This is a genomic window from Bifidobacterium longum subsp. longum JCM 1217, assembly GCF_000196555.1.
GTDB classification, from domain to species: Bacteria; Actinomycetota; Actinomycetes; order Actinomycetales; family Bifidobacteriaceae; genus Bifidobacterium; species Bifidobacterium longum.
In genome coordinates, this window is the sequence record NC_015067.1 from 1,391,445 (window position 1) to 1,414,602 (window position 23,158).

A 23,158-nucleotide genomic window follows, 5' to 3' on the forward strand; every position below is an offset into this window, starting at 1 on the left:
TTCAGGCCTTAGCTGTGCCGGCCTTGGCACGGGTCGTTTTGGCAGCAGGCGCCGCTGCGGCCTTGCTGTCCTTGGCCACGTCGGCAGCAGCAGCCTCGCTGACGGCGGCCGCTGCTGCGGCTTCGCCATCTTCCGCGAACTGATCGGCGGAACCGATCAGACCGAACTCGGCCTTGACCTTGTTCTCAATCTCCTCGGTGATGGCCGGGTTGTCCTTAAGGAACTGACGGACCTTCTCTCGTCCCTGACCGAGCTGATCACCCTCATAGGTGAACCACGAACCGGACTTCTTGACCACGCCAACCTGCTGGGCCATGTCGATCACCGAGCCCTCACGGGAAATGCCTTCACCGTAGAGCATGTCGAATTCGGCGGACTTGAAAGGCGGGGCCATCTTGTTCTTGACCACCTTGACGCGCGTGCGGTTGCCCACCGCTTCGTCGCCGTTCTTCAAGGTCTGGATGCGGCGGATGTCGAGACGCACGGAGGCGTAGAACTTCAGAGCTTTACCACCGGTGGTGGTTTCAGGGTTGCCGAAGAACACGCCGATCTTCTCACGCAGCTGGTTGATGAAGATGGCGGTGGTGCCGGCCTGAGCCAATGCGCCGGTCATCTTGCGCAGCGCCTGACTCATGAGTCGGGCCTGCAAACCAACATGGCTGTCTCCCATTTCGCCTTCGATTTCGGCCTTCGGCACCAAAGCGGCGACCGAGTCGATGACGATGACGTCAAGCGCACCGGAGCGAATCAGCATGTCAGCGATTTCGAGGGCCTGCTCGCCGTTATCCGGCTGGGAGACGATGAGTGAGTCGGTGTCCACGCCGAGCTTGCGGGCGTAGGCCGGGTCGAGCGCGTGTTCGGCATCGATGTAGGCCGCCACGCCGCCCTTCTTCTGGGCATTGGCCACCACATGCAATGCGAGCGTGGTCTTACCGGATGATTCGGGGCCGTAGATCTCCACGATGCGGCCCTTGGGTAGGCCGCCGATGCCGAGCGCCATATCGAGAGCCAACGAACCGGTGGGAATCACCTCGACGTTCTGCTCGGGCTGGTCGCCCAGTCGCATTGCGGAACCTTTGCCAAAACTCTTCTCGACCTGCGCCAGCGCGGTGTCCAGCGCCGCCTTGCGCTTGGGATCGAGCTCGTGCTTGTCCTCGGCTGCCGGGTCCTTGGCCGGCTTGGTCTCAAGTGCCATGATCTTCTCCTTGTCGAAGTCGTGTGCGAATCGGATGCCTCCACCGTATGACGGACATGCCATGTGAGGCAATCCAAACCAACCATTGTGGTTCCAGCTTGCCCGAGCTTGGCCACCTGGCCTCCTTAAACCCTACTGCGGTAAGGATTATGGCAGATGGCAAGCACCCTGTGCACACGTATGCGGCTTCTTGTCACTGTGGATAACTATAACCACACACACGAACATTTGTTCGAATTTGGCGTGCAACACGCCGAAATCGCCAATTTCACGATTCAGCGACTCCGTAATCCCGCAGTGTCAGACGGCGGGCATGGGCGGCGCGTTATGATCGTGGCCCCAACGCTTGGAGTCCGGAACCTCCATTTGGTCGCAGAGCACATTCCAGACCACGCGTGGCTCCTCCCCCGCGTCCAGCGCCTCGACCACGGTCATATTCGCCAGTTTGGGCATCCGTTGATCACGCGACAGCGAACGACCGTAGGTCCGACCGAACACCTCTTCAAGTAATTCCCAGAATTCCCGTTCACGCATACACGCCAGTGTGCCACCAACCGCAGGACAGCAAAAACCCGCATCGCCACAAGCGATACGGGTTCACAGCTAGACATAGATTACGGGACGCGGCTTCACACCGCCAACCGATCAGCCCTCGACCGAGTCGAGATAATCAGCCACCATGCGCAGCATGCGCGAAGTGGAGACTCCGAGCGCATCGGCGATGGAGCTCAGCAGTTCGGAGCTGGCTTCCTTCTGTCCACGTTCGACTTCGGAAAGGTAGCCTAGCGAAACGCCTGCCTTCTCGGAGACTTCACGCAACGTGCGGCGATCGCGCGTGCGCAGCTCGCGCAGCACATGACCGATAGCACCACGCAGCGAAAACTCGCGAGGCTCCTCCTCAGCCACCACGGGCTCGGCGGCGGCAGTCGGCTTGTACGACGGCGAATCCTCATCCCACATACGTTCACGAACGGCTTGACGCTGATCCTTGGCCTTCTTGGCGGCCTGTGCCTTGAGCACCTGCTGCTGGGCGAACATCACCGCACGGCGCTGGGCCGGAGTCAGTTCACGCATACGGGCGACACCCGGCTGCACAGCCATCGGCTTCTTGGCGGCCACATCCATCTGTTCGTTCACTCGGGTCATCGTTTCCATCGCCATCGCCCCTTCCCAGGTCGGTTCAGTGTTTCCACTATGTACAACACGACAACCCAACGGTTTTATTCCTTAAAACTTGCTGTGAATAGACTCAAGTTTTGCAGAACGTGGAATACGGTGAGGCGACGAACCTCTTCGCGCATGCCATCAAGATGGAGTTCGACGGCTTTGAGCACTTCGGCATGGTCCGCGGTGAGGCTTGCGGGGATGCGCAGGCCCACATACACCAGTCCGGCCGGCTTGTCACCGTCCGGACCGGGGCCGGCCACGCCGGTGGTGGAAAGGCCGATGATTCGGTCGCCGTATTCCGGCTGGCTGTATAGGCGAGCGGTACCGATGGCCATCTGCCGGGCGACTTCGGGGTGTACGGCACCTTCTCGATCCAATAGGGCCTTGTCCACGTGCAGGATCGAGGCCTTGGCATTGATGTCGTAGGTGACAGCGGAGCCCAACAACACGTTGGAGGCGCCGGGAATACGCACGAACGCATCGGCAAGCAGGCCACCGGTCAGGGATTCAGCGCAGGCGATTTTCGTATTGTTCGCCTCGCAAATCTTGAGGATGCCGGCCGCGAGACTGTCGCACAATTCCCGCATTGGAATATCCGTCACTTCCGCTTCGGGGCGACGAACGTGTTGTACAGGTACACGGCACCCGAGTAGAGGCACAGGACCAATGCCACGTAGATGATGGCGTAGGTCAGGAAGTAGTAAGCGGTCATCCAGAACGGCGTGGCTTGTCCGTTACCCAGAGACCAGAACGGCAGCAGCAGCATGGACAGACCCACGCACTGGAATACGGTCTTGAGCTTGCCGGGCCATGCGGCGGCGATGACTTTGCCGCCCGGACGCTCCATGACGAAGAAACGCATAACGGTGATACCAATTTCGCGAATCAGGAACAGGATGGTTACCCACCAGCCGAGCTCGCCGAACGCGGAGCATACAATCATTGCGCCGCAAGTGAGCAGCTTGTCCGCGATCGGATCCATGAGCTTGCCCATTTCGGTGACCTGATTGTATTTGCGGGCCATCCAACCGTCGATTTTATCGGTGGACGCGGCGATGATGAACAGCACCGCGGCGACCCAGCGCATGGTCAGGTTGTTCTCACCCCAGGCACCGGCGAGAATGTCGAGTGTCAGGAAAAACACCACGAGTACGATGCGCGAGTAGGTGACTAGGTTCGGCGGCGCGTTCCATCCGTCGAACAGCGATGATTTGGGCGATGACTGCTTGTCCATTGTGTTCTCATCCATAGTGTTCACGTTACCCCCACACTTCTACCTTGAGTGAGTATTGGCTGGATATTGACTGCCATTATTCGGGAATCAGGTTGCGTGCTGATGGCCGCGTGGCCGCGCTTCTCTCTCCGCCCCTTCGGGGCACCTCCCTCATCAGAGGAAGGTCGATGGGTGAATTATTCGCCGAGTTCGGGCTGTTGCGGGGCGGTGGCTTCGAGCGAGCTGGTTTCGCCTCGGATGAAGGCGAGCACCTGCGGCAGGTCCTGCGGCTGGACGAGCACTTCGCGGGCCTTCGAGCCTTCGGACGGCCCGACCACGCCACGCGATTCGAGCAGGTCCATGAGTCGGCCGGCCTTGGCGAAGCCGACCCTGAGCTTGCGCTGCAGCATCGAGGTGGAGCCGAATTGGCTGGTGACCACGAGTTCGGCGGCCTGCAGCAGCACGTCCATGTCGTCGCCGATCTCCTCGTCGGGCTCCATGCTGTCTTTCTTTTCGGCTTCCTTGGCCATCTGTTCGATGTCTTCGCGGTATTTCGGCTTGCGCTGGGTGCGCACGAACTCCACGGCCTTGCGAATCTCGGATTCGGACACCCACGAGCCCTGCACACGAATCGGCTTGGCGGAACCCATCGGCAGGAACAACGCATCGCCCTGACCAATCAGGGTCTCGGCACCGACCGTGTCAAGAATGACTCGCGAATCGGTGGCGGACGAGGTGGCGAACGCCAGTCGGGATGGAATGTTGGCCTTGATCAGACCGGTGACCACGTCCACGGACGGACGCTGGGTGGCGAGCACCAGATGCACACCGGCGGCTCGTGCCAGCTGGGTGATGCGCTGGATGGAGCTTTCCACATCGTTCTTGGCCACCATCATAAGGTCGGCCATCTCGTCGACCACCACGAGGATGTACGGATAGGGGGCCACCTTGCGCTGGGAGCCGGCGGGCGCATGTACCTTGCCGGCGCGCACGGCCTCGTTGAAGTCCTTGACGTGGCGGAATCCGAAGAATTCGAGGTCGGAGTAGCGTGCATCCATCTCTTTGACCACCCATTCGAGGGCCTGTGCGGCTTTCTTCGGATCGGTGATGATCGGGGTCAGCAGGTGCGGGATGCCTGCGTAGGCGGACAGTTCCACGCGCTTGGGATCCACCATGATCAGACGCACCTGTTCGGGCGTGGCACGCATGATGATCGAAGTGAGCATCGAGTTGATAAAACTCGACTTACCGGAACCGGTGGCACCGGCCACCAGCAGGTGCGGCATCTTGGTCAGGTCGGCGGTCACGAAGTGGCCTTCGACGTCCTTGCCGATGCCGGAGAGCATCGGGTTCGGGTCGCCCACGGCCTTGTCGGAGCGCAGTACGTCGCCCAAGTGCACGATTTCGCGATCCTCGTTCGGGATTTCGATGCCGATGGCGGATTTGCCGGGAATCGGTGAAAGGATACGCACATCCGAACTGGCCACCGCGTAGGCGATGTTGCGCTGCAGGTTGGTGACTTTCTCCACCTTGACGCCGGGGCCAAGCTCGACCTCATATTGGGTGACCGAGGGGCCACGCAGGAAGCCGACGACTTTGGCATCCACGTTGAACTGTTCGAAGGTGGAAGTCAGCGCCCGGATCACGCGATCGTTGGCCGGGGTGCGCATCGCATGGGGCTGGCCTTTGGTCAGCAGGTTCAGGTCGGGCAACTGATACGGCCTATTGGCGTCGTCGTCTGTATCGTTGCCGGCGGTGGCATTCGGCTGGCCGCCCGTATTGGGCACGCCCTGGCCGACTCCGCTGCCGTCCGCATCGGCACCCGCGTAGGCTCCGGTCGCGGCTGCCGCAGCCGCGGCACCGGCGGCTCCGGCCGCTCCCATCGCACCGGCTGCCCCTGCGAGCGCGACAGTACCGGCCTGGGCGGCACTGGGTGCCCACGGGTCGTCTACCGCTCCCCCACCGGGCATGGCGACGGTCTGGCCACTGGTGATGACGCGGGTTCGGGAAGCGTCGCCATCATCTGCATCGGCAGCAGGCGCAGGGCTGGATAGGTGCGGACGGCCGTCGTACGAAGACGATGCAATGGTTCGCGCACCGATAATCTCGCCGGTCATCGGATCGACCACCGGGGTTTCGGCGGTGGCACCATGCTGGCTGGCGGCACGGTCGAATGGATCGTCGGCAGCATACTTGTCAAGAGTTTTGTCGTCTTCGGTCTTGGATTTGCGGCCGAACAGTCGTGCGAACAGGCTGGGCCGTGCATCGCCGGCCTGATCGTTGTCGCTTCCGTCATCGTCGCCGTCATGCGAGGGAACACCGTCGGCAAAGGCGAGAGTGGTATCTCCCACACGGACCTCGTTGGGGAACTGGCTGGCGCTCCCATCCGTCTCCTGGCCCATCGGCACATACGGTTTGCGTTGGATTTTAGCGGCGATTTTGCGCGCATCCTCCGGCAAATCGGTGACGTGGGTGCCGGTAATCATCAGCAAGGAGAACAGGCCGACGACCACGAAAATGATGATGGCGAACACGTTGGAAAGGCCCCAGGCGAGCGGTGAGCCGAGGAAGAAGCCGAACAGGCCGCCGGCGGATTGCAGAATCGTGATGTCGAATCCGGTGTGGTCGGCGGCGATCGCCACGTCGATGATCGAACAAATCGACCACATGAGCAGCACCCAACCGGTGACCACACGCGGGTTATTGGACCCTTTACCGGAATTGCGCATGAGTCGGAAGGCCACGGCGGCGAGCAACACCGGCAGCACGACGCTCATCAGACCAAGCACACCGGCCGCGGTGGCGTGAAGCAGCTGGCCGAATGGACCGCTGACGCGGAACCATTCGGACGCGCAGAACAGTACGGCGAGCACGAGCAGCAGGAAGCACAAACCGTCACGACGGTAGGCTGGATCGTATTCGCCGACGCCGGTGACGGCGCGTACGCCGGAGCCGAACGCGCGCGGAATCGCGAGCAGGATCTTCTTCCACAACGGCTCAGGTTCGAGGTCAAGCTCGGGCTGGACCTTGGTTTCGCCATCATGGGTAGACCCGTTGTCTTTGGATTTACGGGGTTTGGTGCTGTTGGAGGATGCTGTTCGTGCCATATCGGGTCTGATTCTACTAGTACGGGGGTGCATGGTTGGTGACGACACCGTGACGATATGGTCGATTGACGAATCCCGACAGCCGATTCGCCGCGTTCGTCTGAGTCGATTCCCCGCTGGGGCGCGAATATGCCTTATCATGGGTTGCATGACACCCGCAGAGCGTGCGAGCGCAGTCGCATTTGCACTCAAGAACTGCGCACTGGAAGCGATGACGCCGGGCGAGGCAACGATGCGCGCCGCGGCTGCCTACGAACGCGGCTTGAAGCCCGTGACCCATCTCATCGACGTGGCGGACGAACAGACCGCCATGCGTCTGCGCGCCACCGCCGACCCTGCCGGAAAGGATCGTCTGGCTGCCGGCAGTCTGGATGATCATGCCACGGATCGGGCGGATGCGGTGTTCGCACGTACCGTGTTGTTGGCGGAACGTCGATGGAATCCGTCTGGCGACTTGGATGAGCTGACCGCCATTCATAAGGGGCTGTTCGAAGGCGTGTTTGAGGATGCGGGCAAGTTGCGTACCTCAAACACCACACGCGAGGTGACGAACGACCGGGCTCGAGCCGCGAATCCTGAGGCGTTCTTCCCGGCTGGGCTCATTGAGACCGGCGCGCACAACATCGCGATGGAGTTGGCGGACAAGCGCAACCTGCATGCGTTGGATCGCGACGTGTTCGTTCACGCGTTCGCTTCTATTTATGATGAGCTCGGTTATCTGCATCCGTTCCGTGGCGGCAATGCGATGGTGCTGCGTATATTCGGTTCACGCTTGGCGCATGACGCCGGCTGGGATCTCGACTGGGGCTCAGTGACGCGCGAGGAGTATCGCTCCGCCAAGCACTCGGCATATCGGGGCGACACGTCTGCACTGGAGACGATGTTCGACGCGATACTACGCCCGGCGAATCCGACGCGTGTGTTCTTGATCGCCGGCTGGAATCAGGGGCCTGCACACTGATTGCGGGTGATTGCATCGGCCTTTGGCTGATTCCTACGCCGTGATATCGCCCAGATGATGCTGGGTGTATTCGTCGGCTCGGGCGTCGATCGGGTCGTAGTCGCCGGCGTCGGCGTGCGCGATAATGGCCATCGCGTTGTCGACCAGTTTCGGGTTCAGGGCCTGCAGCCAGTGGATGCGCGGGTCACGGCCGAACCATCCCATCTGTTTGCGGGCGAGTCGCTTGGTTTTCTGTGCGATGTCCGCGAAGGCGTCGTTCACATCCCAGATGCCGTCCAGCAGGTCGATGATCTGCTGATAGCCGAGCGCACGTACGGCGGTGGCACCCAGATGCGGGCGCAACCGTTCGACTTCTTCGATGAACCCATCGTCATACATCTGCTTGGTGCGCAAATCGATGCGATGGTCCAAATCCGGGCGGTCCAGGTCGAGTCCGATCTGCACGGACGGAATCACGTACCGGTAGCGCGGCAGACTGGCCGAATACGGTTTGCCGGTAAGCTCGATGACCTCCAGCGCACGGATGGTGCGGCGTGGATTGCGTGGGTCCATGCGCGCGGCGGCCTCGGGGTCTTTGGCCCGCAACTCGTCGAACAAAGCACCGGCACCCTCGGTTTTCTCGCGTTCCTCAAGACGTGTGCGCACGTCGGGATCGGTGCCGGGGAAGGTGATGTCATCGATGGCCGCTCTGGCGTACAAGCCGGAGCCGCCGACGAGAATCGGCCGTATGCCACGTGATTGCAGGTCGGCGATGGTCTCGCGCGCAAGCTGCTGGAATCGGGCCACGCTCATCGTGTCTTCGGGGTCGATGATGTCGATGAGATGGTGCGGCACGGCCGCCTGTTCCTCGGCGGTGGGTTTGGCGGTGCCGATATCCATGCCACGGTACATCTGGTAGGCGTCCGCGTTCACGATTTCGGCCCGCTCCCCCGCTTCGGCCAGACGCCGGGCGATGGCGATGCCCAACCCCGTCTTGCCGGACGCGGTGGGACCGACGATGGAGACGACTCGTTGCGTCATATACGCCCCCTCAGTGCCGCACGGAATAGGTCTGGCCGGCGGCCACGTCGGGGTCGGCAAGCAGATTATGGCGGCCGGCGTGTGTGACGGTGGCCGTGACGAAATCGCCGATTTCAGGTACCGGTTCGCCTTCAGGCACGCCGATGTGCACCAGCACGCCGGTTTTCTCGCGGCCGGTGACACGGTGGGTGTCGGTGTCCTTCTTGCCGAGTTTGCCGGTGATCATCACTTCGACGTCGCGGCCCTCGAATGTGGCGAGGTTCTCTTCGGTGATCTGCTCCTGCAACGCCACCAGACGGTCGAACCGGTCCTGCACCACGTCGCGCGGAATCTGTTCCATTGCGGCGGCCGGCGTGCCGGGGCGTGGCGAGTAGATGAACGTGAACGCCGAGGAGAAGCGCGCCTGGCGCACCACGTCCATGGTCTGTTGGAAGTCCTCTTCGGTTTCGCCGGGGAAGCCGACGATGATGTCGGTGGAGATCTGCGCGTCGGGCATGGCGGCGCGGATGCGGCCCAGTATGTCGAGGAACTTGGCGGAGCGGTAGGAGCGGCGCATCGCGCGCAGGATGCGGTCGGAACCGGACTGCAGCGGGAAGTGCAGCTGGTGCATGATGTTCGGCGTTTCGGCCATCGCGGCGATGACGTCGTCGGTGAAGGCGGCCGGGTGCGGCGAGGTGAAGCGCACGCGTTCGAGACCGTCGATGGTGCCGCAGGCGCGCAACAGCTTGCTGAAAGCGTATCGATCGCCAATACCATAACCGAACGAATTCACGTTCTGGCCGAGAAGCGTAACCTCCTTGGCACCATCGGCCACGCATTGGCGAATCTCATCAAGAATGTCACCGGGGCGGCGGTCCTTTTCCTTGCCTCGCGTGGTGGGCACAATACAGAACGTGCAGGTGTTATTGCAGCCCACGGAAATCGCCACCCACGAGCTGATGCGGGAGGCGCGGGCGGCGGGAAGCTGGCTCGGGAACTGCCGCAATTGTTCAGTGACCTGGACCTGCGCCTTGCCGGTCGCACGATTCTGATCCAACAGCTTGGGCAGATCTTCGATGTTCTTGGTACCGAACACCGCGGAAACCCATGGCGCAGTATCCGCGATCTTCTTGCGGTCAAGCTGGGCCATGCAGCCGCCAACGGCGATCTGCAGGTTCGGCCGAACCAGTTTGACGCGATTGAATCGGCCAATGGTGCCATACATGCGTTCGGCTGCGTTCTCGCGTACCGCACAGGTATTGAGCACCAGCAAATCGAGGTCATTGTCATTGATCTGGTCCTCGGTTGCAGGCACGTAGCCATTGGCCTCCAGCACGCCGGCGATGCGCTCGGAATCGTGCACGTTCATCTGGCAGCCGAGCGTATGGATATGGAACACGCCCTTGCCGCGTTTCTCCAGCAAACCATCGGTTCCATCGGCTGCAATCGAGGCGCGCTCCGCCTCGGTCATCATGTCTTCATTCATAACGACCGATTCTATCGACGGGGTTCGTCATGCTCCGGTCACGTATGCCATTGGTTGTCACGATGTCAAATTATGGGTTCTTGGAAAGATTCCCCGCGAACGTCCAGATTGGCTGGAATCCGCCGAGTATATTGGTGGACGTGATACTTGACCGACATAGCCGACTCAAAACCTCCGATCTGCAAGCCCGTCTCAAAGCGTTGGATCTTCCGGGAGGCACCTTCACTCCCGAACAGGTCGTTGAATTCGTTGACCTCATGCAGGTGTATGAAGGCGCGATGTACGAGATCAGCACCAAACTGGAGATTCTCGACGACGAGTTCCAGGTGCGGTTCAGCCATGACCCGATACATCATATGGAACGCCGTCTGAAGTCGGTGAGCTCGATCATCGGCAAACTGGAGCGCAAGGGTCTGCCGATCGGCGTCAATTCGATTAAGGACAATCTGTTCGATGTGGCCGGCATCCGCGTGATCTGTAATTACCGCGACGACGTGTATTCCGTGTCCAACTATCTGTCGTCGCAGTCCGATATTCAGGTGCTGCGCGTCAAGGATTACATCAAGAACCCGAAACAGAACGGGTATCGTTCATTGCACGTAATCTACGCGGTGCCCGTGTTCCTCTCCTCGGGCGCGCATTACACGCCGGTGGAGGTGCAGTTCCGCACCATCGCCATGGATTATTGGGCGTCGCTGGAGCATGCGCTGCGCTACAAGACCGATTTGCCGGACAACAAGCTCGCCGAGCATTCCCAGACGCTGCTCGACTGCGCGCGCTCATTGCAGAACATCGAGGTACAGATGCAGAACATCCACCGCGACATCAACGGCGCGCCGCAAGTGGGCGAAGCGCCTAAGACCTCGGACTGAGGTGCTATGGAATCGGCCTGCGGCCGATTCATTCACCGTTGCGGCCACTTCGGCAGCCTGGCCGGCGCTTGGGCCAGTAGGGTGCCGAGGAAGATGAGGGCGCAGCCGAGGTAGCCGCGCGGGGTCATCACTTCACCGAGAAGCAACGCACCGCCTACCGCCGAGAAGAACGATTCGAGGCTCATCAGCAGGCTGGCTCGCGTCGGTGGCACCCATTGCTGGCCGACCACCTGCAAGGTGTACGCGATGCCCACCGAGCCGATGCCGGCGTACAGAATCGGAATCCAGGAATGAGCAGCGCCGGCCCAGTCGACCGAGCCTTCGATCAGCGAACCCGCCCAGCTCAGCACGGCGGTGGTGCAGAACTGGCCGAATGAAAGCTTGATGGCGTCCACGGTGCCGCCCAAAGTATCGATCACCAGAATATGCACGGCGAACAGCACGGCCGTGAACACGAGCAGGATATCCGCCAGGCCGATCGAACCGAAACCATCGGTGATGCACAGCAGATAGAAGCCGGCGATGGACAGCGCCACGGCCACGAACACCAGCATGCCGATGCGCCGGCGCAGGAACACGAAGGCCAGCAACGGCACCATCACGATGTACATGGCGGTCAGGAATCCCGCACGGCCGGCCGATTTGCCGTACAGAATGCCATACTGCTGCAGGGTGCTGGCGGTGAACAGCACGATGCCGCAGATCACGGAAATGACCACCGGGTTGGCGAGCAATCGCGCCACGGCCGAATCGGGCTTGTTCGCATTCAGCTTGGCACCGGTGATGGTAACGACGTCGGATGCACCGTTCGATGCGGCATCTGTGGAGACGGCCACGGATGCCTCGGTCCCAACGACATCGGCCCCGGCTGTATCGCCCTTATCCGCGCTCCCCCGGCCACGCATCCACAGCAGAATCGGCACCAAAGACAGTGCTCCCAGCGTGAAGCGCGCGGCGTTGAAGAACATCGGCGACATCGAATCCATGCCCTGGACCTGCGCCACGAACGCAAAACCCCAGATCAGCGCGGTCAACAACAGGCTCAGCATGCCTACGAGTTCTTGTCTTTTCACGGGGAGCCAGCCTAACGTGCGAATGTGACAGACATGAAAAAGCCCGGCCACAATGTGGTCGGGCTGTGACGTTTGACGGGCAGGCTACATGCCGCTCGCCAATCGGCTGTCGAGGCTAGTCCCTGTTGCCGAGCAGCTGCAGGATGTACAGGAACATGTTCACGAAGTCGAGGTACAGGTTCAGGGCGCACAGGATGGAGATCTTCTTGACCATTTCCGGGCCCTGGGCCTCGTATTCGGTCAGCAGCGCGCGCGTGGACTGCGCGTCGTAGATGGTCATGCCGGCGAACAGGATCAGGCCGATGGCGCAGACGATCTTGGTCATGCCGTCGACCTGCACGAAGGCGAGCACGATCTGCGAGATGATGAGCACAATCAGGCCGATCATCAGGATCGGGCCGGCCTTGAGCATGTTGAACTTGGTAGTCATGCCGAACATGGTCAGCGCAAAGAAGAACGCGGCGGTGACACCGAGTGCCACGCCGATCGAGCCGAGGTCGTAGACCATGAAGATCGAGCTCAAGGTGAAGCCCATCAATGCGGCGTACACATAGAACATGACGCGCGCGGTGGCCGACTTCATCTTGGTGACGCGCATGCCGAGCACCACGGCCAGGGCAATCTGCACCACGCACAGGCCGATGAGGCCCACCATGCCGGTGGCCATGAGGAAGCTGTAGTAGGCTCCAGTGATCTGGCCGAGCACGGCGACCACGGCGGTGACGAGGATGCCGATGGTCATCTCGCCGTACACCTTGGTCACTGAGACTCGGCGGGCTTCCTCATAGTTGTAGGTCATCGTCGTGTTGATGGTGGCCGCACCCGCACCGGCACCAGTACCCTGCGGCACGTATTGGTAGGTGGGAGCGCCCTGCGGCTGGGCATAGTAGTTCTGGCCGTAACCGGACTGTGCGTATTGCTGGCCATATCCAGACTGTTGGGCGGCGTTGTAATCAGGCGTGTTGTATTGCGGGTTGTATTGCCCGTTGTTCTGGGGCTGCTGACCGAATGTCATAATCGCTCCTTTAGCGTTTGTTCCAGTACCAATCTTAGAGGAACAAAGCTGAACATTCCATGAATATGATCGATCGGCTCGTTCTGCTCATCTCAAAGCGTAACGGGCGTTTCCACCATGCGCGTGGCATGCACTTGAGATTCGATTGACATTCGATCGCAGCTTGGACCGCCGCGCGATTCACTGCAACGTGAAGGTATGCGTCACCTTGGTGTCTTGATCCGTTGATAGGAACGCAGTGACATCCACCGTAATCGGCGAATCGTCTTGCAGCACATAGCCCAGCGTCACCGTTGCCGCGGTCCCGGGCTGTGCTTGGGCCAAATACGAATTCGCGTCATAGCCTTCAGGCTGATCGAAGTATACTGCCGTCTCCAGTTCGGTGCCGTTCTGGAACACGTTCGGGTGAGCCAAAGTGGCGAACGAGTTGTTCTTGGACGTGTTGTTCGTCCATTCATAAGTCACCAGAGCGGTGGGCTTGCCGTTATAGTCGTTGACGCTTTTCACGGCGGAGACTATTTTCACGTGGGCACCTTCGATATCACCTTCCAAATCCTGCTCGCCCTGCGCTTTCTGCTCGGATGCCTTGCTCTTGGAGGCATCAGACGATTTGCCCGCGGACTTTGATGATGAGGATTGTGACGTGTCGATGCCCTTGGACTCCTTAATGGAATCGTCAATGGCCTTGCTGGCAGCGGACTGCATGGCCAGCGTGATCACAATGGCCAACACCGACAGCACCGCCGCCACAATGGACAGCACCTTGCCGCGTTTCTTGCCCCGGAAGGTGCCCACTATGGCGATAATCGCCAGTATGACGCCGATGAAGCCAAGGATTGCGGCGATATTGTTGACGATGGGAATAAAACTCAGCACCAAACCCAACGCGCCAAACACCACGGCCGCGATGCCGCAGATGGTGGTATGCAGATGTTGCGGTTGCGGCGGCTGAGGCTGAGGCTGTTGTGGCTGGTACTGCTGTGGCTGGTACTGCTGTGGGGATGAGGGAACCGGCTGCGGGGCGATGTTGTGGTTGGACATGATGTGCTCCTTCTCGTATTCTTCCCCGAAATAGGGATGTGAGCACGACGCTACCGGCCGCGAAACAGCGACGTTAGTGGACGAACGGTCATTGTTCGTTGCCTGTTCGGGCAATACGGAGGTGATAACGGTGCCCGCATGTCCAGTGGCGGGGGCCGGATGCAGGTCATACAGTGGAAAGCATGACGAACCCACAACGCGCCGCCGGGCCATACCCCGGTTTCCGACCCGGCTCACGGCCTGACGCTCGCCCTATGCCCGGCACGGGGTCCCCGGTTCCTACACCGGATACGGACGAGGTGCCCGTGACTACGCGCGTATGGTGTTCGGTCGTTATGGTGCCATTGGCCAGTTTCATGTGCATGGCGCAAACCTCGTTCTTCGCCCAGAATTTTGCGCAGGATTCCGCAGGATACACGCTGATGGTCCTCTGCACCTTGCTGGCATTCCCGGCAGGGTTCCTGCTCTTGGCCCGCAGCGAATACCCGGAGGCGACGTTCTGGATCGCCTGCGCGCTGGTGGTCGTGTTCCCGTATGACTCGCTCATCGCACTGATGGCGATGACCTCATTGCTCGCCCGTCGTTCAAACCGGAACACGACCATCCGCGCCACGGTTGGCGGCACCATCGTGACGCTCATCTCCCAGCTCCGCGACGCCCTGCAACAGCCCAAAGCCTCGATTTGGCATCTGATTTTCGCTCAACCGCATACCGGCGGCGATTCAGGCTCCCCGATGGTGATGCTGGTGGAGGAGCCGACCGTCATCATCACCGCCACGGTGGCCTCACTGGTGTTCGTGACCATCGCTACGCTCATCGGCCTGCATATCCGTTCGCGCGCCCGCCTGCGCACGGCGAATGCGGTGGCCAGCGCGGCCACCACGCATGCCGCGACCCTGCAGACCGACCTGACCAACCAGCAGCTCGCCGACGCCATCGCAGCCGAAGCGCACGACACCCTCGCGCATTCCCTGTCCCTGATGGCCCTGAACGCCAGCGCGCTCAAGGCGGAGGCGGCCAAGCTCGGCGACTCCCCCGAAGCGCAATCGTTGGCGGATAAGGCCGAGGACATCCGTCGGCAGTCGGCCGGGGCATTGGACGAGGCCCACTCGATCATCGACATGCTGCGCAACCCGCACCAGGCATGGGAGCAGCTCGCCCCGTCCGACGACACGTCGCTGACCCGCGAATCGCTGGATGCGCTGATTGCGGACACGCGCAACTCGGGCACGTCGCTCAACACCTGGATCGATATCCAGCAGCTGAGCGTGATGGATGAGTCAATCGGCAAGGTGGCCTACCGCGCGATCCAGGAGGGATTGACGAACGCGCGGCGGCACGCGCCCGGAGCGCCGGTGTCGTTGGAGGTCTCCGCCACGCCGCAGGCGGGCGTACATATCCATATCAGCAATCCGATCGCCACGGATGCGACCGAGACGCAGCGGGCCCATGGGGCCGGACTGCCTGGTTTGGCAGCGCGCGTGCACTCGGTCAACGGGCAATGCCGGTATGGGATGGACGATCGGCACCTGTTCCATGTCGACGTGCAACTGCCTTGGCGCAGCTAAGATGGCTAGCGTGAGTGAGAAGAACGGGAATAGTGTGTCTGGTGGAAAGCCCGAACGCGGCGGTCTGACCGGAAGCGGCACCGGCTTAGAGCCCAAGCCGATCCGGGTCAGCGTCATCGATGACGATCCGATGATCTGCCAGGCGATGAGCCTGATCCTCAACGATTATTCCCACGGGCGCATCGAAGTCGTCTCCACGTCCACCGATGGCGAGACCTGCGTGAGGCGGGCTGCCGAGGAAAAGCCGGATGTGGTGCTGATGGACATCGCCATGCCCGGCGTGGACGGCATCGAGGCGACCCGTCTGCTGCGCTCGCTCTCCCCCGCGCCGCACGTGCTGATCCTGACCTCGTTGAGTCCGTCCGGCACCGTGGAACGCGCGGTGGAGGCGGGCGCCGAGGGGTTCGTGTCGAAAACCGATGCGGCGGACGATATCATCCGCCGCATCATCGGGGTATGCGAGGGCGCGCCGCAGTTCAACACGGCCAGTCAGAAACAGCTGATCGACGATCTGAGCGTCACGCGGCCGCGTTCGCGCCGCGATGAGGCGCGCGCCCTGCTCGACGCGCTGCCCGACCGCGAGCGCGAGGCCGTGATGCTGGCGGCCGAGGGCTATACGAACGCCGAAATCGCCTCCCGCATGTTCATTTCGGAGCGTACGGCGAAGGCGCATCTTTCTTCCGCGGCGAACAAGCTCGACATGGGCCGCGTGCAGATGGCGCGGCTGGTGGAGCGGGCCGATCTGCCGGCGCGGCTGTAAGTCGTCCGGTTGTTGAGCCGTATCAGTCATAATGGGAATATGAGTGAAGCGATTATTCGAACATTACGTAGGGATGACTATCCGGCGCTGATCGACCTGGTGCGCCGCACCTGGTATGCCGAATTCGATGAGCGGACCGGTCTGCTGGCGGCCGAAGCGGACTGGGAGAACTGTCTGGCGCGCACCACCAACGCGTTCGTCGCCGAACTGGACGGCCAGCCGGTCGCCCTGATCGTGGGGCGCGTCGATGCGCTGGACCATCGGAGCCCGCTCAACTCGCATCGGATCAACTCGTGGAACGCGCTGGCGCGGCTCGTGTTCGCGAAGGGCGGAATCAAGGCCGCCGGCGAGATTCTGGGCATTCTCGGCATCGACAAACGGCTGCGCGCCCAGGCCGCGAGCGCCGGGCATGACTATGCGGCGGAAGTGGTGCTGTTCGTACTTGACCCGGCGGCGCGCGGCCACGGGCTGGGCCGGCGCATGTTCGAGACGCTGATGGACGCGTTCCGCCTGGCCGGCGTGCGCGACTACTTCCTGTTCACGGACACCACATGCGATGTCGGGTTCTATGTGCATCGCGGCCTGACGCAGGTGTGCGAGCAGTCACTGCCCGCATCCGTGCCGGGAGAAAACCCGTCTTCGTTCTACTTGTATGAGGGGTCGGTGCCCGAGCCGGCGTGATGTGCCCGCCGTCGGGCAAACACTGGTAGGCTTGAGCACAAGTTGGTATGCCGGCATACCGTCCACAGGCCGGCGACGAAGGGGCTGACATGGCAATCAGTGCGAAGGAACTACCACTCGGGAAAGTGTTCACCCCGGATTTCCGGTTCACGATCCCCTCATTCCAGCGGGCCTACATCTGGAAGACCGAGAACATCCTGCAACTGGTAAGCGACTTGGATGACGCCTGCAAGTCGCCCGGTACTCCGTACTTCCTCGGCTCGCTAATTCTGGTGCGCGAGGGCGATAACCGTTACGACGTAATCGACGGGCAGCAGCGGCTGGTATCCCTGTCGATCATCATCGCCGTGTTGCGCGATCTGGAGCGCGATCCGGACCTCATGCGCCAACTCGATGCGCTGCTGGTGGAGCCCGGCGACAAGCTGCGCGGCATCGTCACCGAGCCTCGCCTCACGTTGCGCGAGCGCGACGCAGCGTTCTTCCGCGAACACGTGCAGGAAGACAATCTCGAATCCGTGTTCGATATGAACGACGATGATCTAGCGACCGCAGCGCAACGCAATATCGTAGCCAACATCCGTAAGACGTACGACGAGATTTCCAATTGGTCGGATGCCGGACGCCAGCAATTCGCGCAGTATCTGGTCAACGAGGTGACGCTGGTCATCGTGACCACCGACGATCTCGACGGCGCGCATCGCATCTTCGACGTGATGAACATGCGCGGCCTGCCGCTCACCTCGTCCGACGTGTTCAAGGCGCGCGCCACGGCCGGCCTGTCGACCGCCGAACTTGACGTGTACGCCGCCCGTTGGGATGACATCATTGACCCGATTGGCGACGATCCGCATGACTGTGAGGAATTCTTCGCCTATCTGCATCTCGTGCTCACGCACAAGCCGGCCACCGACAAGCTCATCGAGGATTTCCTGGCCGACGTGCTGCAACCGTACATCGACAAAGGCACGGTGCCCACGTTCATCAACCAGGTGCTGGCACCCTACGCGATGGCGTGGCGGATCATCGCGCGCCCCAGCGATACCGTACTGCCCGCCGAGGTGCGTAGCCGGCTTGAGGGATTGGATGATTACCGCAGCCACGAATGGAAGCCCGTGGCCATGTGGGCGTTGGTCAATTCGTATCGCGGGCTGGGCGACGCCGATTTGTCGCCGTTTGTGGTTCGTGCCTCGCGTATCGCCAGAACCACGGCCACGCTGGAATCGTTGGGTGCCCATGACGAGCGTCGGCTGCTGGAAATTCTGACCGCATTGGAACAGGTGACCGGCATCCGCACGCTGAATCGCACTGGAGCGTTGGAGCGGCGCGGTTATGCGAACGCCGCCATCCGTGATCTTGACAAGGGCTATCTGGTCCAGCGCGTGAACGGGTTGCATGTCTCGGACGGCGACCGTGAAGGCGCATTGGTCCGTTTGCATGGCGAGATGCAGGGTGACGGCGATTTGGTCCGTCTGCTGCTGATTCGCGCCAACGAGCAGAAGGCCGGCATGCAGTTGGATCGACCACGCCGGTTCAGTGCGCTGCCGATTATGCCGTTGGATATCGAACGGTCGAAATCGTTTGCGGACTGGCCGCAGGATCAGCATGATTTCTGGATGTACCGACTCGGCAATATGGCGCTGGTGCAGGGCCCTGAGGATCAGTTGGACAGGTTGAGTGAATATCCGGCACGTCGCGACCGCATGCTGTTGCGCGCGGATTCGCGTCGTTTCCCGCTGACCAATCAGTTGAAGGATTTCGCTGACTGCACACCTGCCCTGTTGGAAGCGCGGCAGGAAGAGGCGGTCCGACTCATCGTGGAATACTGGGGCATCCGGTATGACAAGGACGCCCGCGATCTGACCAAGCAGAATGTCGATGAGTTGTCGAAGACCTCTCCACGGCCGTCTCATAGTTCGCGGCGCGTCACGATCCGGCAGGTGATTGACGCGGGTCTTCTGGTGCCGGGCGAGCGTCTGGTGTGGGAGCGGCCGCGCAAGGGCGAGCGCTGGTTCGTCACGGTCACCGAAAACGGTCGTCTCCGTCTGGATGACGGCTCCGAATATCCGACTCCGACCGCCGCGGCCCGTGCCGCCGCCGGAGGACGTCGCGGCGGCGGTCTGGACGTGTGGAAGCGCACGCGCAACGGCCAGAAGCTCAGTGACATCTGGAAGCAGTTCCGTCTGCAGGCGCAGTAGCCGGCACATCATTGGTGGCTCCCCTCCGTGAGGGGAGCCACACGCTTGTCTATGCCAGCGCCGCCACGATTTCAGCCGGCGTTTTGCAATATTCGGGAAAATGCTTGGCTAGTTTTTTGTCATACGTCACCACATAGGTGGCCCCGGATTGTTGTGCGGCGGCGATAATAAGGTCATCCTCGAAATCGTTATGCGCGTGCCGCAACGACTGCGCCAATTCACATTCCTCCGCGCCAATCGGCACGATTGTCATGAGCTCCTTGAGTTTGCTGATTCCCGACCATGCCACCTCCGGCAATATCAGCTTGGCGGTGGTCGCAACGACCATGGATTCGTCATTCATGAATCGTTCTTTGAATCGTTCCGGGGTGATGTAGAACACGTCCTTCAGCGACAGTGACGCACAGGACAGCTTTACCTCCCGCTCGACGCATCGCTCGAACAGTTTCATGACATCCTTGATGAACCGAGGCGTACAGAGCATGTAATAAATAAGGATATTGGTGTCGCACAAGATCGACACCTGCTTTGACTGCCTCATGACAGACTCCGCTCCTTCTCCAAATAACGCGCATAGTCCGACTGATGCCTGTATTCCTTCAGCCGTTCGTCAGCTATCTCATCGCGGAACTGCTTGTAGGTAAGGCCTTCCATGAGGTCGGTGTCTTCTGAGATCAGTCCGGCCTTGACCAGTTCCTTGTGTACGTATCCGGCACCTTCTCGAATCAGTTTCAGCTTGCGCTGCTTTTCCTCCTCGCGGGCTTGCTCTTCGGCGGTCGTTTCCAAGGCCGGCACTTCCTTGCGGTCGGCGATGTACAACCACAGCGACCGGATTACGTCACTCACCGATACGCCTTTGCCCTTGAGGACTTCTTCGACCTCGTTCTTCAGTTTCGCATCAATGCGAACGTTCATTTGGACCATGGTCATGGCAACCTCCATTCCAAAGATGCTATACAGTATAGCATACTGACGTGCATGAAAAAGGCCGGCATCCGTTGGTGGATACCGACCTTTACTCCCCCTCAGTCAGCTTCGCTGACAGCTCCCCTCAGAGAGGGGAGCCAGAATAAGTCACTTCATGAGGTTGCGCAGCACGTACTGGAGGATGCCGCCGTTACGGTAGTAGTCGGCCTCACCGGGCGTGTCGATGCGGACCACCGCGTCGAACTCGGTCTTGGAGCCGTCCTCGTGGGTGGCGGTGACGTGGACCGTCTTGGGGGTCACGCCCTCGTTGAGCTTCTCGACGCCGGCGATATCGTAGGTCTCGGTGCCGTTGAGGCCCAGGGACTCATAGGATTCGCCTGCCGGGAACTGCAACGGCAGCACGCCCATGCCAATCAGGTTGGAGCGATGGATGCGCTCGAAGCTTTCGGTGATCACGGCCTTGACGCCGAGCATCACCGTGCCCTTGGCAGCCCAGTCGCGCGAGGAGCCGGTGCCGTATTCCTTGCCGGCGAGCACCACGAGCGGCACCTTGTTGTCGATGTAGTCGCGGGAGGCTTCGAAGATCGTGGTCGGCTTCTTGGCGAGGAAGTCGTAGGTGAAGCCGCCGGGCGTCACCTCCTCGCCCACGGAGGCGAGCAGCTGGTTGCGAAGGCGGATGTTGCCGAACGTACCACGCACCATGATCTCATGGTTGCCTCGGCGAGAACCGTAGGAGTTGAAGTTCTTCGGCTCCACGCCGCGCTCGGTCAGGTACTTGCCGGCCGGGCCGGAGGCCTTGAACGCGCCTGCCGGGGAGATGTGGTCGGTGGTGACCGAGTCGCCCAGGAGGGCCAGCACGCGGGCGCCGTGGATGTCGGCGACCGGGTCCGGCGTGGCCTTCATGCCGTCGAAGAAGGTCTGCTTGCGCACGTAGGTGGACTTGTCGTTCCACGCGAACAGCTCGCCTTCCGGCACGTCGAGGCCCTTCCAGCGGTGGTCGCCGTCGAACACGGAGGCGTAGTCTTTGAGGAACATCTCGCGGCTCACAGTGCCGTCGACCACGGCGGCCACCTCGGAGTTGGTGGGCCAGATATCCTTCAAGTACACGTCATTGCCGTCCGCGTCGGTGCCGAGCGGTTGGGTTTCGAAGTCGAAGTCCATCGTGCCGGCGAGCGCGTAGGCGATGACCAGCGGCGGGGAGGCCAGATAGTTCATCTTGACGTCCGGGCTGATGCGGCCTTCGAAGTTGCGGTTGCCGGAGAGCACGGCGGTGACGGTCAGGTCGTTGGCGTTGATCGCCTCGGAGATCTCGGGCAGCAGCGGGCCGGAGTTGCCGATGCAGGTGGCGCAGCCGAAGCCGACGAGCTGGTAGCCGAGCGCGTCGAGGTCGTCCTGCAGACCGGCGGCCTTCAGATAGTCGGCCACGACCTGCGAGCCGGGGGCCAGCGAGGTCTTGACCCAAGGCTTGGGCTTAAGGCCCTTGGCATGTGCGTTGCGGGCGATCAGGCCGGCGGCGATCATCACGGACGGGTTGGAGGTGTTGGTGCATGAGGTGATCGAGGCGATGGCCACGTCGCCGTTTTCGATGTCGAAATCGCCGCGGAAGTCGGTGGACACGGCCACCGGATCCTTGACGGTCTTCTCGGTCTCATAGGCGGGAGCGGTCTTCTCGAACATCTCCTTGGCTTCGGAGAGCAGAATGCGGTCCTGCGGGCGCTTCGGGCCAGCGATGGACGGCACCACGGTACCGAGGTCGAGTTCCTCGTATTCGGAGTACTGCGGTTCCACGTAATCCGGGTCGGAGGCGTCGCCCCACAGCTTGTTGGCCTTGGCGTAGGCTTCGACCAACGCGACCTGTTCTTCGGAGCGGCCGGTCAGGCGCAGGTAGTCGAGCGTGACGTTGTCAATCGGGAAGATGCCGCAGGTGGAGCCGAACTCGGGGCCCATGTTGCCGATGGTGGCGCGGTTGGCCAGCGGCACGGAGGCGATGCCTTCGCCGTAGAATTCCACGAACTTGCCGACCACGCCGTGCTTGCGGAGCATGTCGGTGATGGTCAGGACCACATCGGTGGCGGTAACGCCCTCCGGGATGGAGCCGGTGAGCTTGAAGCCGACCACGCGCGGCACGAGCATGGAGATCGGCTGGCCGAGCATGGCGGCCTCGGCCTCGATGCCGCCGACGCCCCAGCCGAGCACGCCCAGACCGTTTTCGGTGGTGGTGTGCGAGTCGGTGCCCACGCAGGAGTCGAGGTAGGCGAGCGTGTTGCCGTTGGCCTCGGCCTTGCTCATGACCACCTTGGCCAAGTATTCGATGTTGACCTGGTGGATAATGCCGGTTCCCGGCGGCACCACGCGGAAGTTCTTGAATGCCTGCTGACCCCAGCGCAGGAACTGGTAGCGTTCACCGTTGCGCTGGTATTCGATGTCCATGTTCTGCTGGACCGCGTCGGCGATGCCGTACTTGTCGATCTGCACAGAGTGGTCGATGACCATATCGGACTGGACCTGCGGGTTGATGACCTCCGGGTCGCCGCCAAGGTCCTTGACCGCGTCACGCATGGTGGCGAGGTCCACGATGCAGGGCACGCCGGTGAAGTCCTGCATGATCACGCGGGACGGCGTGAACTGGATCTCGTGGCTGGGTTCGGCGTTCGGATCCCAGTCGAGCAGGGTCTTGACGTGTTCGTCGGTGATGTTGGCACCGTCGATGTTGCGTACCAGATTCTCGACCAGTACCTTCAGCGAGTACGGCAGATGATCGATGCCGTCAAGATTGGCGATGTTGTAGTAATCGAAGTCCTTGCCGGCTGCCTTGAGGGTAGCCAGCTGGTCGTCGCGTAAGGACATGCTTCCTCCGAAATCATGAATCGGCTTATGATGCCGTTGATTATCCGATAC

The 23,158-nt window shown here is 61.4% G+C and carries 20 protein-coding genes; 6 read left to right on the top strand and 14 right to left on the bottom strand.

The features are described from left to right. Window position 1 precedes the first annotated feature (1 nt). The 6 genes from recA to BLLJ_RS06160 all read right to left on the bottom strand — a co-directional run bounded on the left by recA (window position 2) and on the right by BLLJ_RS06160 (window position 6,682). Window positions 2-1,195 (bottom strand): recombinase RecA, encoded by a 1,194-nt coding sequence (recA, locus tag BLLJ_RS06135; protein ID WP_007052644.1) that lies wholly within the window; start codon window positions 1,193-1,195, stop codon window positions 2-4. Between the two features lie 300 nt (window positions 1,196-1,495). Next, window positions 1,496-1,729: a DUF3046 domain-containing protein gene (locus BLLJ_RS06140; protein WP_007052642.1), complete on the bottom strand. Its 234-nt coding sequence runs from the start codon at window positions 1,727-1,729 to the stop codon at window positions 1,496-1,498. A 111-nt stretch (window positions 1,730-1,840) separates the two neighbouring features. Next, window positions 1,841-2,356, bottom strand: coding sequence for a helix-turn-helix domain-containing protein (locus BLLJ_RS06145; RefSeq protein WP_007052641.1), 516 nt, complete (start codon window positions 2,354-2,356; stop codon window positions 1,841-1,843). 59 nt (window positions 2,357-2,415) lie between these two features. Further along, on the bottom strand, window positions 2,416-2,949 hold the full coding sequence (locus tag BLLJ_RS06150; RefSeq protein ID WP_007054477.1) for a CinA family protein: 534 nt from the start codon (window positions 2,947-2,949) through the stop codon (window positions 2,416-2,418). Between the two features lie 11 nt (window positions 2,950-2,960). After that, a complete protein-coding gene (pgsA, locus tag BLLJ_RS06155; RefSeq protein WP_007058588.1) occupies window positions 2,961-3,611 on the bottom strand; it encodes a CDP-diacylglycerol--glycerol-3-phosphate 3-phosphatidyltransferase in 651 nt (216 codons plus the stop codon). A gap of 161 nt (window positions 3,612-3,772) precedes the next feature. Then, complete coding sequence (locus tag BLLJ_RS06160; protein ID WP_013582797.1) at window positions 3,773-6,682, bottom strand: FtsK/SpoIIIE family DNA translocase; 2,910 nt, start codon at window positions 6,680-6,682, stop codon at window positions 3,773-3,775. Window positions 6,683-6,893: 211 nt separating this feature from the next. Here BLLJ_RS06160 and BLLJ_RS06165 point away from each other — a divergent pair, with 211 nt between their 5' ends. Further along, window positions 6,894-7,643 (top strand): Fic/DOC family protein, encoded by a 750-nt coding sequence (locus BLLJ_RS06165; protein ID WP_013582798.1) that lies wholly within the window; start codon window positions 6,894-6,896, stop codon window positions 7,641-7,643. 33 nt (window positions 7,644-7,676) lie between these two features. Here BLLJ_RS06165 and miaA read toward each other — a convergent pair whose 3' ends face one another. Together miaA and miaB are read right to left on the bottom strand one after the other, a co-directional pair. Then, window positions 7,677-8,663, bottom strand: coding sequence for a tRNA (adenosine(37)-N6)-dimethylallyltransferase MiaA (miaA, locus tag BLLJ_RS06170; protein WP_007052636.1), 987 nt, complete (start codon window positions 8,661-8,663; stop codon window positions 7,677-7,679). A 10-nt stretch (window positions 8,664-8,673) separates the two neighbouring features. Then, window positions 8,674-10,128, bottom strand: a complete 1,455-nt coding sequence (gene miaB / locus BLLJ_RS06175) for a tRNA (N6-isopentenyl adenosine(37)-C2)-methylthiotransferase MiaB (protein WP_032743317.1) — start codon at window positions 10,126-10,128, stop codon at window positions 8,674-8,676. Between the two features lie 131 nt (window positions 10,129-10,259). Between miaB and BLLJ_RS06180 the strand changes: the two genes are divergently transcribed. Further along, window positions 10,260-11,000 (top strand): GTP pyrophosphokinase, encoded by a 741-nt coding sequence (locus tag BLLJ_RS06180; RefSeq protein ID WP_007056209.1) that lies wholly within the window; start codon window positions 10,260-10,262, stop codon window positions 10,998-11,000. Window positions 11,001-11,032: 32 nt separating this feature from the next. On the opposite strand, the gene BLLJ_RS06185 is transcribed toward BLLJ_RS06180, so the two are convergent. From BLLJ_RS06185 to BLLJ_RS06195, 3 genes are all read right to left on the bottom strand, one after another. Then, entirely contained in the window at window positions 11,033-12,049 is a 1,017-nt protein-coding gene (locus tag BLLJ_RS06185; RefSeq protein WP_007052632.1) for a DMT family transporter, read from the bottom strand. 139 nt (window positions 12,050-12,188) lie between these two features. Further along, window positions 12,189-13,088 carry a Bax inhibitor-1/YccA family protein gene (locus BLLJ_RS06190; RefSeq protein WP_007052631.1) on the bottom strand — a complete coding sequence of 300 codons (900 nt, stop codon included), beginning with the start codon at window positions 13,086-13,088 and terminating at the stop codon, window positions 12,189-12,191. 180 nt (window positions 13,089-13,268) lie between these two features. Beyond that, window positions 13,269-14,129 (bottom strand): DUF5067 domain-containing protein, encoded by an 861-nt coding sequence (locus BLLJ_RS06195; RefSeq protein WP_013582800.1) that lies wholly within the window; start codon window positions 14,127-14,129, stop codon window positions 13,269-13,271. Window positions 14,130-14,464: 335 nt separating this feature from the next. Here BLLJ_RS06195 and BLLJ_RS06200 point away from each other — a divergent pair, with 335 nt between their 5' ends. The 4 genes from BLLJ_RS06200 to BLLJ_RS06215 all read left to right on the top strand — a co-directional run bounded on the left by BLLJ_RS06200 (window position 14,465) and on the right by BLLJ_RS06215 (window position 19,333). After that, entirely contained in the window at window positions 14,465-15,697 is a 1,233-nt protein-coding gene (locus BLLJ_RS06200) for a sensor histidine kinase (RefSeq protein WP_007056207.1), read from the top strand. 34 nt (window positions 15,698-15,731) lie between these two features. Then, complete coding sequence (locus BLLJ_RS06205) at window positions 15,732-16,457, top strand: response regulator transcription factor (protein ID WP_007056206.1); 726 nt, start codon at window positions 15,732-15,734, stop codon at window positions 16,455-16,457. Window positions 16,458-16,496: 39 nt separating this feature from the next. Then, entirely contained in the window at window positions 16,497-17,138 is a 642-nt protein-coding gene (locus BLLJ_RS06210) for a GNAT family N-acetyltransferase (protein WP_007052627.1), read from the top strand. 89 nt (window positions 17,139-17,227) lie between these two features. Next, on the top strand, window positions 17,228-19,333 hold the full coding sequence (locus tag BLLJ_RS06215) for a GmrSD restriction endonuclease domain-containing protein (protein WP_013582801.1): 2,106 nt from the start codon (window positions 17,228-17,230) through the stop codon (window positions 19,331-19,333). A 49-nt stretch (window positions 19,334-19,382) separates the two neighbouring features. On the opposite strand, the gene BLLJ_RS06220 is transcribed toward BLLJ_RS06215, so the two are convergent. The 3 genes from BLLJ_RS06220 to acnA form a co-directional block, all read right to left on the bottom strand. Further along, window positions 19,383-19,874, bottom strand: coding sequence for a type II toxin-antitoxin system VapC family toxin (locus tag BLLJ_RS06220; protein ID WP_007052625.1), 492 nt, complete (start codon window positions 19,872-19,874; stop codon window positions 19,383-19,385). Beyond that, window positions 19,871-20,263, bottom strand: a complete 393-nt coding sequence (locus tag BLLJ_RS06225) for a type II toxin-antitoxin system RelB/DinJ family antitoxin (RefSeq protein WP_013410773.1) — start codon at window positions 20,261-20,263, stop codon at window positions 19,871-19,873. Before BLLJ_RS06225 ends, BLLJ_RS06220 begins: the two co-directional genes overlap by 4 nt. 144 nt (window positions 20,264-20,407) lie before the next feature. After that, window positions 20,408-23,107: an aconitate hydratase AcnA gene (gene acnA, locus BLLJ_RS06230; RefSeq protein ID WP_013582802.1), complete on the bottom strand. Its 2,700-nt coding sequence runs from the start codon at window positions 23,105-23,107 to the stop codon at window positions 20,408-20,410. Between the last annotated feature and the right edge of the window lie 51 nt (window positions 23,108-23,158).

Bases quoted from the DNA above. Each gene is read 5' to 3' on its own strand.
- BLLJ_RS06225 (WP_013410773.1), bottom strand. From the start codon at position 20,263: ATGACCATGGTCCAAATGAACGTTCGCATTGATGCGAAACTGAAGAAC.
- pgsA (WP_007058588.1), bottom strand. From the start codon at position 3,611: ATGGATGAGAACACAATGGACAAGCAGTCATCGCCCAAATCATCGCTG.
- BLLJ_RS06215 (WP_013582801.1), top strand. From the start codon at position 17,228: ATGGCAATCAGTGCGAAGGAACTACCACTCGGGAAAGTGTTCACCCCG.
- BLLJ_RS06195 (WP_013582800.1), bottom strand. From the start codon at position 14,129: ATGTCCAACCACAACATCGCCCCGCAGCCGGTTCCCTCATCCCCACAG.
- acnA (WP_013582802.1), bottom strand. From the start codon at position 23,107: ATGTCCTTACGCGACGACCAGCTGGCTACCCTCAAGGCAGCCGGCAAG.
- miaA (WP_007052636.1), bottom strand. From the start codon at position 8,663: ATGACGCAACGAGTCGTCTCCATCGTCGGTCCCACCGCGTCCGGCAAG.
- BLLJ_RS06145 (WP_007052641.1), bottom strand. From the start codon at position 2,356: ATGGCGATGGAAACGATGACCCGAGTGAACGAACAGATGGATGTGGCC.
- recA (WP_007052644.1), bottom strand. From the start codon at position 1,195: ATGGCACTTGAGACCAAGCCGGCCAAGGACCCGGCAGCCGAGGACAAG.
- BLLJ_RS06160 (WP_013582797.1), bottom strand. From the start codon at position 6,682: ATGGCACGAACAGCATCCTCCAACAGCACCAAACCCCGTAAATCCAAA.
- BLLJ_RS06150 (WP_007054477.1), bottom strand. From the start codon at position 2,949: ATGCGGGAATTGTGCGACAGTCTCGCGGCCGGCATCCTCAAGATTTGC.
- BLLJ_RS06165 (WP_013582798.1), top strand. From the start codon at position 6,894: ATGACGCCGGGCGAGGCAACGATGCGCGCCGCGGCTGCCTACGAACGC.
- BLLJ_RS06190 (WP_007052631.1), bottom strand. From the start codon at position 13,088: ATGACATTCGGTCAGCAGCCCCAGAACAACGGGCAATACAACCCGCAA.
- BLLJ_RS06185 (WP_007052632.1), bottom strand. From the start codon at position 12,049: ATGCTGAGCCTGTTGTTGACCGCGCTGATCTGGGGTTTTGCGTTCGTG.
- BLLJ_RS06140 (WP_007052642.1), bottom strand. From the start codon at position 1,729: ATGCGTGAACGGGAATTCTGGGAATTACTTGAAGAGGTGTTCGGTCGG.
- BLLJ_RS06200 (WP_007056207.1), top strand. From the start codon at position 14,465: ATGGTGCCATTGGCCAGTTTCATGTGCATGGCGCAAACCTCGTTCTTC.
- BLLJ_RS06220 (WP_007052625.1), bottom strand. From the start codon at position 19,874: ATGAGGCAGTCAAAGCAGGTGTCGATCTTGTGCGACACCAATATCCTT.
- BLLJ_RS06210 (WP_007052627.1), top strand. From the start codon at position 16,497: ATGAGTGAAGCGATTATTCGAACATTACGTAGGGATGACTATCCGGCG.
- miaB (WP_032743317.1), bottom strand. From the start codon at position 10,128: ATGAATGAAGACATGATGACCGAGGCGGAGCGCGCCTCGATTGCAGCC.